We start from the raw sequence: 17,266 nt of genomic DNA, 5'->3' as shown, positions 1-17,266 counted from the left end.
AACCGCCGCGCAGGTCAGGGGCGGGTGGAGTCCGCGTGGGCGAGCAACGACTTCGACTCCACGAGGAAACGCTCCGCGTGCTCGCCGAACCACCCCTCGACCTCCCCGAACTGCCGGACGAAGGCCTCGCGGTCGCCGGTCCGCAGTAGCTCGATGGCCTGGGTGTAGCGCTCGTGGTAGCGCTCGATGAGCTCGAGGGCGTCGGAGGAGCCGGTGATGATGTCGAAGTAGAGCTCGGCGTCCTGGGCGAAGAGTCGGCCGACCATGATGAGCTCGAGGCGGTAGATCGGGGAGGACAGCGCCAGCAGGGTGTCGAGGTTGCGGTCCTCGTGGGCCAGGTGCCAGCCGTAGGCGAAGGTCGAGAAGTGGCGCAACGCCTGGATGAGGCCCATCGCGTGGTCGTGCTCGTCGGCATCGACCTCGTGCACGCGCGCGCCCCACAGCCGGATCTGCTCGAGCAGCCACGTGCTGGCCTGCGCGTCCCGGCCGGGCACGGCGGCGACGACCTGCTTGGCGAAGCTGTCGACGTCTGGGCCGAACATCGGGTGCAGCCCGAGGACCGGCCCGGTATGCGTGGCCAGCATGGCCTCCATGACCGCACGCTTCGTCGAGGTGAGGTCGACCAGCAGGCAGTCCTCCGGCAGCGGCGGCAGGTCGCGCACGACCTGCACGGTGTCGTGGATCGGGACCGAGACGAGGACCAGGCCGGCACCCGCGACCGCCTCCGCCACCTGCTCGGGGGTGTCGTCGCGCTCGACGACGCGCACATCATACCCCGACAGGGTGAACATCCGCCCGAAGAGCGCGCCCATCCGACCGCGCCCACCGACGACGACGATCGGGCCGAGGTCCGGCGCCTGGCGGGTGAAGCCCATGTTCTTCTCGTGGGTGTAGGCCTCGCGCATGCACCGGCGCAGGACGTCCTCGACGAGGTCGGGCGAGAGCCCCCGCTCGGCCGCGTGCTCGCGCTTGCGGGCGATCATGGCGCGCTCGCGCTCGGGGTCGTAGATCGGCAGGCCGTGCCGCCCCTTGACCTCCCCCACCTGGGCGACCAGCTCGAGGCGCTGCGCCAGCAGCTCCATCACCTGGGCGTCGACGTCGTCGATCTGGGCGCGCAGCGCGGCCAGTGGTTCCTGCGCCCCCGGGGGTGTGGTCATGGCGCCCGATCCTAGAGGAGCGCCCCTCTAGACTGGGAGGTCCGGCCCCCGTAGCTCAATGGATAGAGCAACGGCCTTCTAATCCGTAGGTTGCAGGTTCGAGTCCTGCCGGGGGCGCCGATCGACCGGTATGCCGAGGCTCACCCCTGCGGCACGAAGACGCGCCGGTGCGCGGTCACCGCCTCGAGGATCCGCTGCTCACGGCCCAGCCACACGGCGTCCGGACCGCCGTGGACGAGGTGCTTGCGCACCATGGCCAGCTCACCGCTCTCGTCCTGGAAGGCCTGCATCGCCTGCTCGGCCGGGCGTCCCCCGACGCCGCGCGCCCAGTGCCGGGCCCGGCGGCGCTCGCCGGGGCTGGCGAGCATCGCGACCTCGGCGGGGGTGTACCACCCGGCCATGCCGTAGCCGGTGAGCGTGTCGCGCAGCAGGCGCGACTCGCGGTTGCGGGCCCAGCGCAGCAGGAGGAGGAAGCCGATGAACAACGGCACCTGGACGAGGGCGAAGAGCACCAGGTAGTACTGCGAGGCCGCGACCGCGCTGTAGTTGAAGAGGGCGTGCAGGAAGACGGCGCAGGCGAAGCCGACGAGCACCACCCAGACCGAGCTGAACCGGCGGCGGTGGGCGACGAGCCCCAGGGCCAGCCCGATGCAGACGGTGAACATCGGGTGGGCGAACGGGCTGACCAGGCAGCGCATGATGAAGATGCCGACCAGGCCGACCGGTCCGGCATCGAGGTACATCTGCCCCAGGTAGATGATGTTCTCGACGAAGGCGAAGCCGGCGGCGACGATGCCGGCATACACGATCCCGTCGGTGACGCCGTTGAACTCCCGCTTGGCGAAGAGGAAGATCAGCAGCACCCCCAACCCCTTGAAGAACTCCTCGGTGAGCGGGGCGACGACGACGGCGCCCACGACCAGTGGGTCTGCGTGACGGCCGGCGAAGAAGGCGACACCGAGCTCGTTGAGCACGAGCGCCCCCAGGGTCGAGATGAGCGCCCCCCAGAGAAAGGCGAACCACAGCAGCCGCGCGGGCTCGGCCTCCAGACGGTCGACCCAGATGAAGAGGGGTATGACGATCCCCAGGGCGAGCGACGCGCTCACCATCCCCAGGATCGCCGCCTGCAGCCCGACGGCCGTCGTGACGATGAGGGTCATGGCGAGCGCGGCGAGGCCGAAGACGGTGACGACGGCGCTCCACAGGAGCACCCGCCGGATGACCGGGCGTCGGGTCGCGTTGGGCCGGGCGCTCTCGGGCGACTGGGGTTGGAAGGACATCACCTGGTGCCAGTCCCCACCCTTGCCCGGATCCTGCGGAGCCCGCTGACCTGGGGCGTTGGGCAGCGAGCTCGACGGCGGCTGCGACTGGTTGACCATGGGGCCGAGAGTACCGGGGGCCGGGGGCATACTCTTGTCTGCCGTGAGTGGTGAACGCATCGTCTGGATCGACTGCGAGATGACGGGCCTGGACACCGTCGAGGACGCGCTGGTGGAGGTCGCCTGCCTGGTGACCGACTCCGAGCTGAACGTCCTCGGTGACGGGGTGGACGTCGTCATCCGGCCTCCGGACGCCGCGGTGGAGCAGATGGGGGACTTCGTCCGGGCGATGCACACCGAGTCCGGGCTGCTGCCCGAGCTGGACTCTGGCGTGACGCTGGAGGAGGCCCAGCAGCGGGTCATGGAGTATGTCCGCGCGCATGTCCCCGAGGGGCGCAAGGCCCCGCTCGGGGGCAACACCGTGAGCACCGACCGGGCCTTCCTCGCGCGGGACATGCCCGAGCTGGACGCCTACCTGCACTACCGCATCATCGACGTCTCCTCGATCAAGGAGCTGGCCAAGCGCTGGTTCCCCCGCGCCTACTACATGGCGCCCGCCAAGACCGGTGGTCACCGGGCGCTGGGCGACATCGTGGACAGCATCGCCGAGCTGCGCTACTACCGCGAGGCGGTCTTCCGCGAGCTCCCCGGGCTCGACAGCGACACGCTCAGGGAGATCGCCACCCGGCATACCGCTCCCGAGGCCACACCCGACGCCTGAGCCTCACGGAGGCCGACCTGGGCCGCGGCTGCGCGGGCCGCTTCCGACCGCCAGACCCCTCTTGTCGCATCCGCCACGACCTGCCAGGAAATCGGGATCTGCGCGGTGCATTTTCCCGCGCACAGCCTGTTTTCCTGCGCGGTGTGGTGCGGGTGTGACGCGGAGACCTGAGGTCCATCGAGCAGAGCCCGGTATGCCGACCCGGCCCTCGTCAGCGGAGGTCGGCACGACGAAGGGCCCCGGCACGGATGCCGAGGCCCTTCGTCATACCTCGGGGTGAGCGACGGGGTTTAACTCCTCACCCAGCACCCCGCCCGCCAGCACCAACCCAGGAAAGCGCTGGTCAGCGACCCGCTCCAAGATTCGCTAGATCCAGGGCACTATCGACCCACATACTCTCGCGGTCGACCTGCCCGGCCTGGCTGACGAGGTCGACGCGGCCATCGGTGAGGCCGAGGCGATCGCGCGCTGGAACTGGCCACTCATGGCTTCGGGCACCAACCTGGACGACATCGTCGAGCCTGGTTTCTACCCCGGCTTCGCCGCCGACCCCATCAACAAGCCCGGCGGCGCCAGCTCGGGCTTCCTGACTGTCGCGGAACTGTCGACAGGGGTGGCGACGTCCGTTCGGCAGGAGTGGCAGGATTACGGGATGTACGGCACGTGGCGTCGCAACCGCGGCACGGGCGGATGGGGACCGTGGCTGCGCACTGACGACATCCCCCGCGTCGCCGAGCCGCTCGCGACCGGCAACGCCACCACGGTCGGCCCCGGCCGCCACGACGTCCCGAACGCTCACACCGTCACCGGCCTCCCCAGCGCCGAAGGTGGGCTCCTCACCCGGACCGGCGTCATCGACACCTACGTCACCCGCGGCGAGGTCTCGTCCACCTTCGAGCGTCGCCTGCGGCCTGACGGGCTGTGGACGACGTGGGCGCGGATCGCCGGGGAGAAGGTGGCGCCGCTGGCGATCACCCGGCCCCAGGCCATGCTCACCGAGACCAATACGTCACGGTCGGTCCGCACCCCGTTCACCGTGCCCACCAGGGTCCGCAAGTGGCGCGTCGTCATCCGCAACGCGAACTACCGCACCAACACGGCCTACGCCGGTGGCGTGACCATCCGCACCCTCTGCGTCGGCACCGCCGACCACGACGCCGCCGGGGCGATCACGTCGAGCTTCACGCCCTCGGGCACCTTCCCGTCCGGGCTCCGCATCATCCTGCGCGACGCGTCCGTGGCCGACATGGGCGCGGGCTACACCTCCCCCTGGGTGACCAGCGAACTCGTCCCCGGCGTGGACTACATGATGTCCCTCGGCTACCAGACCAACGGGCAGGAGGTCCACCTCGGCATGGGCGGCGGCTGGTGGACCAACGGCAACCCCATGAACGCCGAGCTGACGAGCGGCCCGACCGGCGCCGCCGTGAAGCGGCTCCCGTTCGACATCCGCATCGAGACGGTCCTCGACACCGACGACCCGGTCGACGTCATCATCGGCGACTCCATCGCCGCGGCGTCATCGGCGACCCTGCCTGTCCGTGAGGCACCCCTGGCCATCGCCAACCGGTCCGCGGGCCGGGCCGTCCGCACCCACGCCTTCGGTGGTGCCGCGATGAGCGAGTGGATCGGCGTCAACTGGGGCGATCCCGCTTCGATGAAGTGGACCGACGTCACCAACTACGGCCCTGCCGACCGGGTGCTCATCGCGCTCGGCAACAACGACATCCACGCCGGCACCAACCTCAAGACGCTCCAGGCGAACCTCGCCACGCTCGTCGGGCTCGTCCGTGAGCGTCTGACCTCGACCGTGCTCGTCGCCACGGTGACCCCGCGCACGGCATGGACCGGGACGGCCAACGAGACGCTGCGGGCCGCGTTCAACAACTGGCTCCGGTCCTTCCCCGCAGGCATCGACGGCATCGTGGACCAGGCCGCCGCCGTCGAGAACGAGGCTGGCAACGCACCCCGCGCTGACCTCGTCGCAACGGACGGCATCCACTTCACGAGCTCGGGCACCGCCGCGCTGGCATCCGCCATCCGCTGACCCCCAGCGCATCCGCACCTGGCGCCTCAGCTGTGGATGGGGCATGGTCGGCCTGTACCCTGAGCCGGATGGACTCGGCTCGACGCAGGCGCTATGCCTGACGCGCCTACCGCCGCACCATCGCAGTCCTCTGTCGGTCCCCGTAGGGTGCCTCTGGCTCTCACCGTGGGGGGTTCGGACGCCGCCGGCGCGACCTCCGGCATCATGCGGATGCCAGTGAGGTTCGGCATTCGCATCAACCGCTGGCGCATCCACTTCCGCAACAACAACCCGCGCTTCGGCGTCATCGGATCAGGCGTCTCCCTTCCGCAGGTCTACTTCGGGCCCGCCACCTCGGGCGCGTTCACGGCGACCCCGGCCCTGATCGCTTCGGACCGGACGACGGGGACCGTCACCCGGTGGCAACGGACCCCGATCGAGGCCGGTGTCGAGTACGCGATCTCCTACTCGTTCAGCACCACGGGCATCACCAGGCGGGTCGTCGGCGGTGGCTGGTCGGCGTCATCGGTGTCGTCGCAGTCCGCGACCCTCACCCGGGTCGTGTCGCTGCCCCTGGACGCGTGGATCGAGGCCGAGATCGAGCCCGACGTGCCCGTCCTCGCGGTCTTCGGCGACTCCCTGGCCTCCGGGGTCGGGGCATCCCTGCCGGTCTTCGAGTCGTGGCTGTCGATCTACTGCCGCCGCATCGGTGCACTCCCGGTGCACTACACGGCGTCGGGCGACACGATGGCTGGCTGGTCCAACCCCTTCGCCCACAAATGGGCGAGGTGGCAGCACCTTTCCCGCCCCGACGCCGCGTTTCACGCGATGGGCTCCAACGACGTCTTCGCAGGCGCGTCCTTGGATCAGATGCAGGAGCGGCGCGCGACCACCATGCAGATCCTCACCGAATACGTGTCCCCGGTGATCGCGTCGACGACTCTCCTGCCGAGGTCTCGGCTCAGCGGCGCCACGGAGGACACCCGCCGCGCCTACAACGCCTGGCTCAAGACCACCCCGGACGAAGCGCGCGACCTGTGCGACATGGTCCCGCCGGTGAGTAGGAACGACGAGGACATCTCGCCCGGATTCGACTGCGGCGACGGCGTGCACCTCAACGCCTCCGGGTACAGGTCGATGCAGACGGCCATCACCCGAGCCCTGGTGCCGACCCCCGCCTGACCTACCGCCCCACCCAGCCCCCACCCACGAGCCCGACCCCGAGCTCGCGCGGATGGACACGGCCCGTGCACTACCTCCCTAAGGACGTCAAGACGTTCCTTGTGCGCGAGTACCTGGCCGGCCGATCCCTGCGTGAGCTCACCGAGATCACCGGCCGCAGCCACGGCGCCGTCCGCAACATCTTGGAGCGCGCGGGCGCACCCAGGCGGGGCCGCGGGGCCTCACGGGTCAAGCGCTGACTGGTCAGACGGTGGGTAAATGAAGGTGGCCCCGGCACGAATGCCGAGGCCACCCTGGGGTGAGCGACGGGGTTTGAACCCGCGACCCTCGCGACCACAACGCGATGCTCTACCTGCTGAGCTACGCCCACCATGCTGTCCGGGCGGTCAGGACCGCCGCAGGCAACGCGGACCATCCTAGCCCCTTCGAGCCGGTGCGCCGAAACCGACGAGCGTCAGTCCCTGCCGCGACCTTCGAGGCCCACGGTCTCCCCCGCGGCGCGCCGACGCCCCGCCGCCTGCATCCGCAGGGCGCGGGCCTCGCGCACCATCTCCGTCTCCTTCTCCAGCTTCTTCGCCGTGCCCTTGGCATCGCGCGGTGGCAGCAGGATCGTCTCCTCCGCGGCCATGCCCGCAGCCAGCTCCCGGGCCCGCTCCAGCTCGGCGTCCAGCTCGGCTCCCAGCACGAGGATGTTGTTGATGATGAAGATCATCAGGAGCAGGACGACGACAGCACCCAGCGCGCCGTACGTCGCGTTGTAGTTGCCGAAGTTGGCGACGTAGATGCCGAAGCCGGCCGCCGCGAGGCAGGACACCACCACAGCGATCGCCGCACCGGGCGAGAGCCAACGGAAGGAAGGCTGGCGGACGTTGGGCGTGCCCCAGTAGAGCACCGCGATGATGCCGATGAGGATGATCAGGATCACCGGCCACTTGGCGATGTTCCAGATCATCGTCGCCTGGTCCGACAGACCCACGACGCCGAAGACCGCCTCGGAGAGCGACCCGGACAGGCTCACCGCGAGCACGATCGTCATGAGCATGAGCAGGCAGAGCACCGTCAGCCCCAGGAGCCACGGGCGCAGCTTCCAGACAGGGCGCCCCTCCTCGACCTCGTAGACGGTGTTCATCATCCGGCTGAAGGCGTTGACGTAGTTGGAGGCCGACCACAGCGCACCGAGCAGACCGACGACGAGCAGGATGCCCGAGCCGTCCGCACTGCCCATGCTCGCGATGTAGTCGTTGACCGTGGTCAAGGTGTCGTCGTCGACGCCCAGCTGCCCGCCCAGGTCGTTGATCGTCGTCTCCGTCGCGCCGTCCTGACCCACCAGGCCGAGGATCGTGGACAGCGCCAGCAGCATCGGGGCGATCGACATCAGCGCGTAGTAGGTCATCGCGGCCGCGAGGTCCGATCCCCCGTCGGTGCCGAACTCCGCCATCGTCCGCTTGAGGACGGCCTTCCAGTCGGTCTTGCCCAGGTCGGTCGGCCCGTCCGGAGCCCGGCCCTCGGCCTGCTCGAAGTCGTCGGCGGTCTTGGCGCGCGCCCTGGTCTCGCGGGTCTCCGTACTCACTCGGTCAGTCTGGCACGCAGGCAGGCCCGCGTCCGGACGGAGCGGACGGCATACCTCGGGAGATGCGAAGAGCGCCTCGGCGCGATGCCGAGACGCTCTTCGTGATGGTGCGCCCACAGGGACTCGAACCCCGAACCCGCTGATTAAGAGTCAGCTGCTCTGCCAATTGAGCTATAGGCGCGCAACAGCAGAGAACTTTACCACCGGGTCCGGCTGCCGATGAAATCGTCAGCGCGACACCTGGGCGGGCGTGGTGTCGATGACAAGGTCGGCGCGCTCGCGGGTGTGGTCGGCGCCGAAGACCTGCTCCTCCTGCGCCGCCCAGCGCTCCCAGTGCGGCCGGTATGCCTCGCCGTCCCGCGCGACCCCGCGCCGCATGCGCAGCCCCGGCTCGGCATCCACCCACACGCGCACGGCGGCGTGCTCGCCCGCCGGCCCGATGCTGCTGCCGCACCCCTCGACGACGAGCACCCCGCCGGGCTCCACGGCCACCTCGACCGGCTCGGTCGCCCAGTCGTCGGCGTGCCAGTCCCAGCGGCGGTATGCCGCCCGCTCACCCCTCGCGAGGGGCTCCAGCACCTGCTGGGCCAGGAGGGCGGGGCTCGCCGCGAGGCCGTCCCAGCCGGGGTAGAGGTCGTCCATCTGCACCAGCGGCGCCCCGAGGTCGGCGGCCAGGGCGCGGGCGATGACCGTCTTGCCGGACCCGCTCGGCCCGTCCACGGCCACCACCCGCACGTCGCCGCAGCGGGGCGCGGCGCCGTCCGTGGCCTCCACCAGGCGCCCGAGGGCCTGCTCGTCCACCGGCCCGAACGACAGCGAGGACGACGGCAGCCCCGGCCCACCGGCCGCCCGCCAGGCCCTGTCGACGATGGTGACGCACCGCAGGTCGGGCAGGTCCTCCAGCGGCACCCAGCGCACGTCGTCGCTGCTCCCGTCGACCTCGACCGTCAGCTCGCCGCCCACCACCTCGCCAGTGAAGACGATCTGCACCGCCTGCCAGGCCTCGTGCCCGGTGAGGTCACGGTCGTCCAGCCCGCTCCAGGCGTCGGTGACGAGGACGTCACCCAGGCGCACGGCATACCCGCTCTCCTCGGCCACCTCTCGCACCGCGGCCTGCTCCGGGGTCTCCCCCGGCTCGATGCCCCCGCCGACCAGCGTCCACGCCGGCCGCGCCACCCGCCCGTCGGGCGTGGTCAGCCCCCGCCACCGACTGAGCAGCACCGCCCCGTCCCGCTCGATCCAGGCATAGCACCCCACCCGCGTCCGCACGTCCACCGCGCCACCCTATGCGCTGCCCACCCGCGGGCGTGCCTGACGGATACGTCAGGATGGACCCATGCGCGCCCTGATCAAGCCCAGCGCCGGGCCTGGCCTCGAGCTCACCGATGTCCCCGAGCCGACCCCCGGCTGGGGCGAGGTCAAGATCCGCGTGCTGCGCGCCGGGCTGTGCGGCACCGACCTGCACATCGCGGCCTGGGACGACTGGGCCGCCTCGATGCTCGAGCCGCCGCTCGTGGTGGGGCACGAGTTCTACGGCGAGATCGTCGAGCTCGGCCAGGGGGTGCCGACCGACGACGACTACGGCCTGGCCGTCGGGCAGCGCTGCTCCGTCGAGGGGCACGTCGTCTGCGGCACCTGCCGCAACTGCCGCGCCGGACGCCGCCACATGTGCGTGCGGACCTCCAACCTCGGCGTCAACCGCGACGGCTGCTTCGCCGATTACGTCGTCGTGCCGCACACCAACGTCTGGGTGCAGCCGGAGATCATCGACCCCGACCTCGGCGCCGTCTTCGACCCGCTCGGCAACGCCGTGCACACCGCGCTCTCCTTCCCGCTCGAGGGTGAGGACGTCCTCATCACCGGCTCCGGCCCCATCGGTGTGATGGCGACCGCGATCGCCCGGCACGCCGGCGCACGGTACGTCGTCGCCACCGACGTTGTCGACGCCCGGCTCGAGCTCGCGCTGGCCGCCGGGGCCGACCTGGGCATCAACGTCGCCCGGGAGCGGATCGCGAGCGCGCAGGAGCGGCTCGGGATGAGCGAGGGATTCGACCTCGTGCTGGAGATGTCCGGCAACCCGCAGGCCATGGCCGAGCTCATCGACAACTGCACCCACGGCGCGCGGGTGGCGATGCTGGGGCTGCCGGCCGAGCCCTTCGCGATCGACTGGGGCAAGGTGATCACGCACATGATCACGCTCAAGGGGATCTACGGCCGTGAGATGTACGAGACGTGGTACAAGATGACCGCCATGCTGCAGACCTCCGAGGTCCTGCGCGACCGCATCCGGTCGGTCATCACCCATCGCTTCCCCGCCGAGCAGTGGCAGGACGCCTTCGCGGCCGCCCGCTCGGGCGAGGGTGGCAAGGTCGTCATGGACTGGAGCTGAGGAGCAGACATGTATGCAGACGTGAGGGACCAGCTGACGGACGAGCTGGCGCAGATCGAGGCCGACGGGCTCACCAAGACCGAGCGGCAGATCACGACGCCGCAGAGCGCGCACATCGCGACCACGGCGGGTGAGGCGCTGAACTTCTGCGCCAACAACTACCTCGGCCTCGCCGACCACCCCGACGTCGTCGCGGCGGCCCACGAGGCACTGGACGAGTGGGGCTTCGGGATGGCCTCGGTCCGCTTCATCTGCGGCACCCAGACCCAGCACCGTGACCTCGAGCGCGCGATCGCCGACTTCGTCGGGATGGAGGACTCGATCCTGTTCCCCTCCTGCTTCGACGCCAACGGCGGGATCTTCGAGGTGATCTGCGGGCCGGAGGACGCGATCATCTCCGACCAGCTCAACCACGCCTCGATCATCGACGGGGTGCGGCTGAGCAAGGCCAAGCGCTTCCGCTACGCCAACCGCGACATGGACGACCTGCGGGTGCAGCTCGAGGCGGCCCGCGACGCCGGGGCGCGGCGGGTGCTCGTCGTCACCGACGGGGCGTTCTCGATGGACGGCTACCTCGCGCCGCTGGAGCAGATCTGCGGCCTGGCCGAGGAGTTCGGCGCGATGGTCATGGTCGACGACAGCCACGCGACCGGCTTCGTCGGCGAGGGCGGCCGCGGCTCGCACGAGGCGTGCGGCGTGCTCGACCGGGTCGATGTCATGACCGGCACGCTCGGCAAGGCGCTCGGTGGGGGCAGTGGAGGGTATGTCGCGGCGCACCGCGAGATCGTCGACTTGCTCAAGCAGCGCGCCCGCCCCTACCTCTTCTCCAACGCCGTCGCCCCGTCCGTGGTCGCCGGGTCGCTCAAGGCCCTGGAGATCGCCCGCGACTCCGACGAGCCGCGCGCCCAGCTGCGGCGCAACGCCGAGCTCTTCCGGTCGCTCATGACCGAGGCCGGCTTCGAGCTGCTCCCCGGCGAGCACGCCATCGTGCCGGTGATGTTCCCCGGCGACGACGGCGCGCGGCGGGCGAGCCAGATGGCCGACGCCATGCTCGAGCGGGGCGTCTACGTCATCGCCTTCTCCTACCCCGTCGTGCCCAAGGGCCAGGCCCGGATCCGGGTCCAGCTGTCGGCCTCGCACTCCGAGGACGACGTCCGGGCGTGCGTCGAGGCCTTCGTCGCCGCCCGCGACGCGGTCGGCTGAGCTGACGCACCTTCCACCCCGGCGACTCACGGTCGACCGGTCGAGACGGCATACCCTGACGCCTGCGGTGAGGATCGGTGCACGCGCAGCGATCCCCCTCGCCCACGACCCGAATCCCGGGGAGTATCCGTGCACGTGCACCGATCCTCCCCGCCCGGAGGGCCTCCCCCGGTGAGGATGGGCGCGCGTGCACCGATCCTCCCCGGCCGGCGCGGTGAGTCGATAGCCTCGCGAGAGCGGACAGCAGGCGGTCGTGCTGCGCAGTGGCGAGGTCACCGTCCGGGCTGTGCTTCCCCGGGGCACGTCCGGCTTCCGCGCGGGAGACACCGCCTACGTCTCACCCCGCCTGGAGTACGCCAGGGGCTTCGGTCTCGTGGTCCCCGGGCACGTCACCAGCCCGCGCCGCGTCGTCACCGTGAGCGGCAGCGCCGCCTGATCACCCTGTTGTCGTCCTTCCCCCGACCGGGTCGCGCGCATACCCCATAGGGGTATATAGTGGGGCCATGGACCACGCTCGACACCCGCACGACCAGCATCCCGCCCCGACGCACGACCGGGCCCCCGCGCACGGCGAGGAGCACGCCGAGCACGCCGGCCACGGCGGGCACGGCGACCACGTGGCGCAGTTCCGCCGCCTCTTCTGGATCATGCTCGTCCTGGCCGTGCCGACCGTGCTGACCAGCGGGATGTTCGCCGACCTGCTCGGCTACTCCCTGCCCGACCTCCCGGGTCTGACCTGGGTGGCGCCCGTCCTCGGCACAGTGATGTACGTCTGGGGAGGGCGACCGTTCCTCACTGGCGCGATGTCGGAGATCCGCAGCCGCCAGCCGGGCATGATGCTGCTCATCGGTATGGCGATCACCGTCGCCTTCCTCGCCTCGTGGGGAGCGACGACGGGCCTGCTCGACCACCGGCTCGACTTCTGGTGGGAGCTGGCGCTGCTCATCGTCATCATGCTGCTGGGCCACTGGATCGAGATGCGCTCACTGGCCGCTACGAGCTCTGCACTGGACAGCCTGGCCGCCCTGCTCCCGGATGAGGCGGAGCGGGTCGAGGGCGACACGACGGTCACCGTCTCCCCCGCGGACCTGCGGGTGGGCGACGTGGTCGTGGTCCGGCCCGGCGCCTCGGTGCCCGCCGACGGCCGGATCGTCGACGGGTCGGCCAGCATGGACGAGTCCATGGTCACCGGGGAGTCCACGCCCGTCCGCCGCGAGCACGGTGACGCCGTCGTGGCGGGGACCGTCGCGACCGACTCCGGCCTGCGCGTCGAGGTCACCGCGACCGGCGACGAGACCACGCTCGCCGGCATCCAACGGCTGGTCGCCGACGCCCAGGCGTCCTCGACGCGGACGCAGCGGCTCGCCGACCGCGCGGCGGGATGGTTGTTCTGGTTCGCCCTCGGCACGGCCGTCATCACCGCGATCGCCTGGTCGGTCCTCGGGATGCCCGAGTCGGCCGTCGTGCGCGCCATCACCGTGCTCGTCATCGCCTGCCCCCACGCCCTGGGTCTGGCGATCCCGCTCGTCGTCTCGATCGCGACCGAACGCGCCGCCAAGGGCGGGGTGCTGGTCACCGACCGCCTGGCCCTGGAGGCGATGCGCGACATCGACACCGTGCTCTTCGACAAGACGGGCACGCTCACCGAGGGCGAGCCGGTCGTCACCGCCGTCGCGCCGGTCGGCGGTCGGGGCGAGCAGGACGTGCTCCGGCTGGCGGCGGCGGCCGAGGCCGACAGCGAGCACCCGCTGGCCCGCGCCATCCTCCGCGCGGCCGAGGGACGCGACCTCGACGTGCCCCGGGCCGCCGACTTCACCTCCTCCCCCGCCGTGGGGGTCAGCGCCACCGTCGAGGGGGCGAGGGTCCAGGTCGGCGGCCCGGCGTTGCTCCAGGAGCAGGGGCTGGCCGAGCTCGACGTGGTGGGCGACTGGCGCGCGGACGGCGCGATCATCCTGCACACCGTCGTCGACGGGCAGGTGATCGGGGCGCTGCGGCTGGCCGACGGCATACGCCCCGAGTCACGGGAGGCGGTCGAGGCCCTTCACGCCGCCGACGTCGAGGTCGTCATGATCACCGGCGACGCGCAGGCGGTCGCGGACTCCGTCGCGCGGGAGCTGGGGGTCGACCGCGTCTTCGCCGGCGTGCGCCCGGAGGACAAGGCGGCCAAGGTCGCCGAGCTGCAGCGGGAGGGCCGCTCGGTCGCGATGGTCGGCGACGGCGTCAACGACGCCCCGGCCCTGGCGCAGGCCGACGTCGGCCTCGCGATCGGCGCCGGCACCGATGTCGCCATCGGCTCCGCCGGGGTCGTGCTCGCCAGCTCCGACCCGCGCTCGGTGCTCTCGGTCATCGACCTGTCGCGCGCGAGCTACCGCACCATGCAGCAGAACCTCTGGTGGGCGGCGGGCTACAACCTGCTCGCCGTCCCGCTCGCGGCGGGCGTGCTGGCGCCGGTGGGCTTCGTGCTCCCGATGAGCGTCGGCGCGATCCTCATGTCGGCCTCGACCGTGGTGGTCGCGCTCAACGCCCAGCTCTTGCGCCGTCTCGACCTCAGCCCGGAGGCCAGCGCCCGGCGCGTGCGCGGATCCTGACCTCCCCGGCGACTTCGTCTCAGCTGCGGTTGAAGACGCGGCGCAGGCCGCCGAGGGTGAGCGCCACCGCGGCGACGCCACCGAGCGCGGTCGCGAGGCGGTCGTAGCGCGGGTTGCCGTCGGCGTCGAGGGCCGTGTCGTTCACCTTGGCCTTCATCGAGGCGATGGCGTTGGCCTTGATCGTGTCGGGGCTGACCCGGTAGGTGAGCTCGTCGACCGTGCGCGCGAGGCGGCTCCGGGTCGCCGCGATGTCGGCCTCGATCTCCTTGACGGAGCGGGCAGGCTGCTTGTTGGCCATGGGCTGGTGATCCTTGGGGTCCGGGGACGAAAGTACTGTCTGAGACGATAACGCAGAGCCCGCCTCCTCCTCACGTCGAAAGGCCTCCGATGTCGCGCCTCGAGCCCGGTCAGCCGGCCCCCACCTGGTCCCTGCCCACCGCCGACGGCTCCCGGCTGAGCCTCGCCGACCTCGCCGGGCGCAAGGTGATCCTCTACGTCTACCCCGCCGCCATGACGCCGGGCTGCACCACCCAGGCGTGCGACTTCCGCGACAACGAGGCGATCTTCACCCGCGAGGGGTATGCCGTCGTCGGCGTCTCCCCGGACCCGGTCGAGAAGCTCGCGAGGTTCGTGGAGAAGGAGGGGCTGACCTTCCCGCTCGTCTCCGACGAGGATAAGAGCATGCTCACCGCCTACGGCGCGTACGGCGAGAAGAAGAACTACGGCAAGACCGTCGTCGGCGTCATCCGCTCCACCTTCGTCATCGACGAGGCGGGCGTCATCGAGGTGGCGAAGTACAACGTGCGGGCCAAGGGCCACGTCGCCTCGCTGGCCAAGCAGCTCGGGGTGGAGCTGCCCGCCTGAGGCCTCTGGTGCGCTCGGCGGGACTCGAACCCGCACACCGCGAGGCACAGGAACCTAAATCCTGCGTGTCTACCAGTTCCACCACGAGCGCGCGCCTGCCAGCCTAGCGACCCCCACCACCGGCCACGTCACCGCTGCCTGGTCGGCTCAGGGGGTGTCGTCGCCCGCGGGCGGGACGACGTGCAGTCCACGCTCCGGTATGCCGGGGGTGAGGACCCGCCAGCCGCGTCCCCAGGAGCGGGCCTCGGCGAGCACGGTGTCGGCGAGGTCGGCCGTCGTGAGGCAGAGCACGGTCGGGCCGGCTCCGGAGACGACCGCAGCGTGCCCGAGGCCGCGCAGGGTGTCGACCGCGCCCATGGTCACGGGATAGGCCCCGCGGCGCTGCTCCTGGTGCAACCAGTCGCTGGTGGCGTCGAGGAGCAGGGCCGGCTCGCTGGTGAGCGCGTGCACGAGCAGGGCCGCGCGTCCGGCCTGCCGCGCGGCGTCCGGGCGCGGCACCGAGGGGCCGAGCACGGCCCGGGCGGTCGCGGTGTCCAGCCGCTGGCCCGTGGGCACGAGGACGACCGGCACGACGTCGCCGTGCAGCGCGGGGCGGGCGGTGCGGACGACCTGGGCGCTCGGCATCCAGGAGACGGTGAGCCCGCCGTAGACCGACGCCGAGGAGTTGTCGGGATGGCCCTCGGCGACCCCGGCATGGGTGTTGACCAGCCCGCGGTCGGCCTCGGTGAGGGCCCCCTCGCGGACGAGGGCGAAGCCGAGACCGAGCCCGCCCACGATGGCCGCCGCCGAGCTGCCCAGCCCCGCCGACATGGGGATGGTGTTGGCGCAGGTCAGCCGCAGGCCGTAGCCGTCCAGCCAGCCCAGGCCGCACGCCTCCAGCGCCTCGCGCAGGCGGGCCGCCACGAGGTGGCGACCGTCGGTCGGCACCTCGCCCACCCCCTCGCCGGCGAGCACCACCTCCAGTGCACCGGCCTCGGGGAGCACCTCGACGGCATACTCGTCCCACAGCCCGAGCGCGAGCGCGATGCTGTCGAAGCCGGGGCCGAGGTTGGCGCTGCTCGCGGGCACCCGCACCCGGACGACCGCGCCCGGGGTCAGCGCGCCCATCACTCCAGCCCGAGAGCGTCGGCGACGCTCACCACGTCGACCGAGACCCGCACCGGGTCGACATCGCTGCCGTCGGCGCCCTTGAGCGCCCACTGCGGGTCCTTGAGCCCGTGGCCGGTGACCGTGCAGACGATCGTGGCTCCGGCCGGCACGTGGCCCGCGGCGTGCCGCTTGAGCAGGCCGGCGACCGAGGCGGCCGACGCGGGCTCGACGAAGATCCCCTCGCGCGAGGACAGCAGCCGGTGCGCGGCGAGGATCTCCTCGTCGGTCACCGCCTCGATGACGCCGCCGGACTCCTCGCGCGCGGCCTCCGCCTGCGCCCAGGAGGCCGGGTTGCCGATCCGGATCGCGGTGGCGATGGTCTCCGGGTCGTCCACCGGGTGGCCCTTGACGATCGGCGCGGCGCCCGCGGCCTGGAAGCCCCACATCTGCGGTCGGTGGGTGGCCGGGGCGAGCCCGCCCGCACCGGGGGCGGCGAGGCTCGCGTCGGCATACTCCCCGTAGCCCTTCCAGTAGGCGGTGATGTTGCCCGCGTTGCCGACGGGCAGGCAGTGGATGTCGGGGGCGTCGCCCAGGGCGTCGACGACCTCGAAGGCCGCGGTCTTCTGGCCCTCGATGCGGGCCGGGTTGACCGAGTTGACGAGTTCGACGGGGTAGGACTCGGCGAGCTTGCGCGCGAGGGTGAGGCAGTCGTCGAAGTTGCCCTGCACCTGGATGAGCGTCGCGCCGCCGGCGATGGCCTGGCTGAGCTTGCCCATGGCGATCTTGCCGTCCGGGACGAGCACCCCGCACTCCATCCCGGCCTTGGTCGCATAGGCCGCGGCGCTCGCGCTCGTGTTGCCGGTCGAGGCGCAGATGACGGCCTTGGCGCCCTGCCGGGCGGCGTCGCTGATGGCGGCCGTCATGCCCCGGTCCTTGAACGAGCCGGTCGGGTTGAGCCCCTCGTACTTCACGTGCACCTGGGCCCCGACGAGCTCGCTGAGGTGCTCGGCGGGGATGAGCGGCGTCCCGCCCTCGCGCAGCGTGACCACCTGCTCGGTGATCGTCGCGGGGAGACGGTCGGCATACTCGGCGATCACGCCGCGCCACTGGTGGGCCATGGGGTTTCGGTTCCTTCGTGCTTGACCACGGGTCAGGGGA

Annotated in this window: 16 protein-coding genes and 4 tRNA genes; 10 read left to right on the top strand and 10 right to left on the bottom strand. The window is 71.4% G+C overall.

Translation table 11 applies throughout. The annotated features are described in order from the left end of the window. Window positions 1-14 precede the first annotated feature (14 nt). Complete coding sequence (gene tyrA / locus FA582_RS04020) at window positions 15-1,157, bottom strand: bifunctional chorismate mutase/prephenate dehydrogenase (RefSeq protein WP_010148917.1); 1,143 nt, start codon at window positions 1,155-1,157, stop codon at window positions 15-17. Window positions 1,158-1,201: 44 nt separating this feature from the next. On the opposite strand from tyrA, the gene FA582_RS04015 reads away from it, so the two are divergent. Continuing rightward, a tRNA-Arg gene (locus FA582_RS04015) sits at window positions 1,202-1,274 on the top strand. A gap of 23 nt (window positions 1,275-1,297) precedes the next feature. On the opposite strand, the gene FA582_RS04010 is transcribed toward FA582_RS04015, so the two are convergent. Further along, window positions 1,298-2,536: a PrsW family intramembrane metalloprotease gene (locus tag FA582_RS04010; RefSeq protein ID WP_010148918.1), complete on the bottom strand. Its 1,239-nt coding sequence runs from the start codon at window positions 2,534-2,536 to the stop codon at window positions 1,298-1,300. Window positions 2,537-2,579: 43 nt separating this feature from the next. On the opposite strand from FA582_RS04010, the gene orn reads away from it, so the two are divergent. The 4 genes from orn (at window position 2,580) to FA582_RS03990 (ending at window position 6,644) form a co-directional block, all read left to right on the top strand. Beyond that, a complete protein-coding gene (gene orn / locus FA582_RS04005) occupies window positions 2,580-3,197 on the top strand; it encodes an oligoribonuclease (RefSeq protein ID WP_010148919.1) in 618 nt (205 codons plus the stop codon). Window positions 3,198-3,681: 484 nt separating this feature from the next. After that, entirely contained in the window at window positions 3,682-5,244 is a 1,563-nt protein-coding gene (locus tag FA582_RS04000; RefSeq protein ID WP_010148920.1) for an SGNH/GDSL hydrolase family protein, read from the top strand. 216 nt (window positions 5,245-5,460) lie between these two features. After that, window positions 5,461-6,405: an SGNH/GDSL hydrolase family protein gene (locus tag FA582_RS03995; protein ID WP_158640853.1), complete on the top strand. Its 945-nt coding sequence runs from the start codon at window positions 5,461-5,463 to the stop codon at window positions 6,403-6,405. A 65-nt stretch (window positions 6,406-6,470) separates the two neighbouring features. Further along, on the top strand, window positions 6,471-6,644 hold the full coding sequence (locus FA582_RS03990) for a helix-turn-helix domain-containing protein (protein ID WP_010148923.1): 174 nt from the start codon (window positions 6,471-6,473) through the stop codon (window positions 6,642-6,644). Window positions 6,645-6,699: 55 nt separating this feature from the next. Here FA582_RS03990 and FA582_RS03985 read toward each other — a convergent pair. The 4 genes from FA582_RS03985 to FA582_RS03970 all read right to left on the bottom strand — a co-directional run bounded on the left by FA582_RS03985 (window position 6,700) and on the right by FA582_RS03970 (window position 9,250). Further along, a tRNA-His gene (locus FA582_RS03985) sits at window positions 6,700-6,775 on the bottom strand. Between the two features lie 84 nt (window positions 6,776-6,859). Further along, window positions 6,860-7,975 (bottom strand): YihY/virulence factor BrkB family protein, encoded by a 1,116-nt coding sequence (locus tag FA582_RS03980; protein ID WP_010148924.1) that lies wholly within the window; start codon window positions 7,973-7,975, stop codon window positions 6,860-6,862. A 105-nt stretch (window positions 7,976-8,080) separates the two neighbouring features. Further along, window positions 8,081-8,156: transfer RNA gene (locus FA582_RS03975), tRNA-Lys, on the bottom strand. Between the two features lie 47 nt (window positions 8,157-8,203). Then, window positions 8,204-9,250 carry an NUDIX domain-containing protein gene (locus tag FA582_RS03970; RefSeq protein ID WP_010148925.1) on the bottom strand — a complete coding sequence of 349 codons (1,047 nt, stop codon included), beginning with the start codon at window positions 9,248-9,250 and terminating at the stop codon, window positions 8,204-8,206. Between the two features lie 61 nt (window positions 9,251-9,311). Between FA582_RS03970 and tdh the strand changes: the two genes are divergently transcribed. From tdh to FA582_RS03950, 4 genes are all read left to right on the top strand, one after another. Continuing rightward, window positions 9,312-10,364, top strand: coding sequence for an L-threonine 3-dehydrogenase (gene tdh / locus FA582_RS03965; RefSeq protein WP_010148926.1), 1,053 nt, complete (start codon window positions 9,312-9,314; stop codon window positions 10,362-10,364). A 9-nt stretch (window positions 10,365-10,373) separates the two neighbouring features. Next, window positions 10,374-11,567, top strand: coding sequence for a glycine C-acetyltransferase (locus FA582_RS03960; protein ID WP_010148927.1), 1,194 nt, complete (start codon window positions 10,374-10,376; stop codon window positions 11,565-11,567). A gap of 253 nt (window positions 11,568-11,820) precedes the next feature. Then, complete coding sequence (locus FA582_RS03955) at window positions 11,821-12,003, top strand: hypothetical protein (RefSeq protein WP_010148928.1); 183 nt, start codon at window positions 11,821-11,823, stop codon at window positions 12,001-12,003. A 67-nt stretch (window positions 12,004-12,070) separates the two neighbouring features. Further along, window positions 12,071-14,155, top strand: a complete 2,085-nt coding sequence (locus FA582_RS03950; protein WP_010148929.1) for a heavy metal translocating P-type ATPase — start codon at window positions 12,071-12,073, stop codon at window positions 14,153-14,155. 19 nt (window positions 14,156-14,174) lie between these two features. On the opposite strand, the gene FA582_RS03945 is transcribed toward FA582_RS03950, so the two are convergent. Then, a complete protein-coding gene (locus FA582_RS03945; RefSeq protein WP_010148931.1) occupies window positions 14,175-14,453 on the bottom strand; it encodes a DUF3618 domain-containing protein in 279 nt (92 codons plus the stop codon). Between the two features lie 89 nt (window positions 14,454-14,542). Between FA582_RS03945 and bcp the strand changes: the two genes are divergently transcribed. Continuing rightward, window positions 14,543-15,019, top strand: coding sequence for a thioredoxin-dependent thiol peroxidase (gene bcp / locus FA582_RS03940; protein WP_010148932.1), 477 nt, complete (start codon window positions 14,543-14,545; stop codon window positions 15,017-15,019). Window positions 15,020-15,025: 6 nt separating this feature from the next. Here the strand turns inward: bcp and FA582_RS03935 are convergent. From FA582_RS03935 to thrC, 3 genes are all read right to left on the bottom strand, one after another. Beyond that, window positions 15,026-15,110, bottom strand: a tRNA-Leu gene (locus tag FA582_RS03935). Window positions 15,111-15,166: 56 nt separating this feature from the next. After that, window positions 15,167-16,126, bottom strand: coding sequence for a homoserine kinase (locus tag FA582_RS03930; RefSeq protein WP_010148933.1), 960 nt, complete (start codon window positions 16,124-16,126; stop codon window positions 15,167-15,169). Next, complete coding sequence (gene thrC / locus FA582_RS03925; protein WP_010148934.1) at window positions 16,126-17,226, bottom strand: threonine synthase; 1,101 nt, start codon at window positions 17,224-17,226, stop codon at window positions 16,126-16,128. The genes FA582_RS03930 and thrC overlap by 1 nt, the downstream gene beginning before the upstream one ends. Window positions 17,227-17,266: the final 40 nt, after the last annotated feature.

The sequence above is a fragment of the Serinicoccus profundi genome (genome assembly GCF_008001015.1).
GTDB lineage: Bacteria > Actinomycetota > Actinomycetes > Actinomycetales > Dermatophilaceae > Ornithinicoccus > Ornithinicoccus profundi.
The sequence above is the reverse complement of the archived record's forward strand: the minus strand, read 5'-3'. Positions and strand labels throughout refer to the sequence as shown.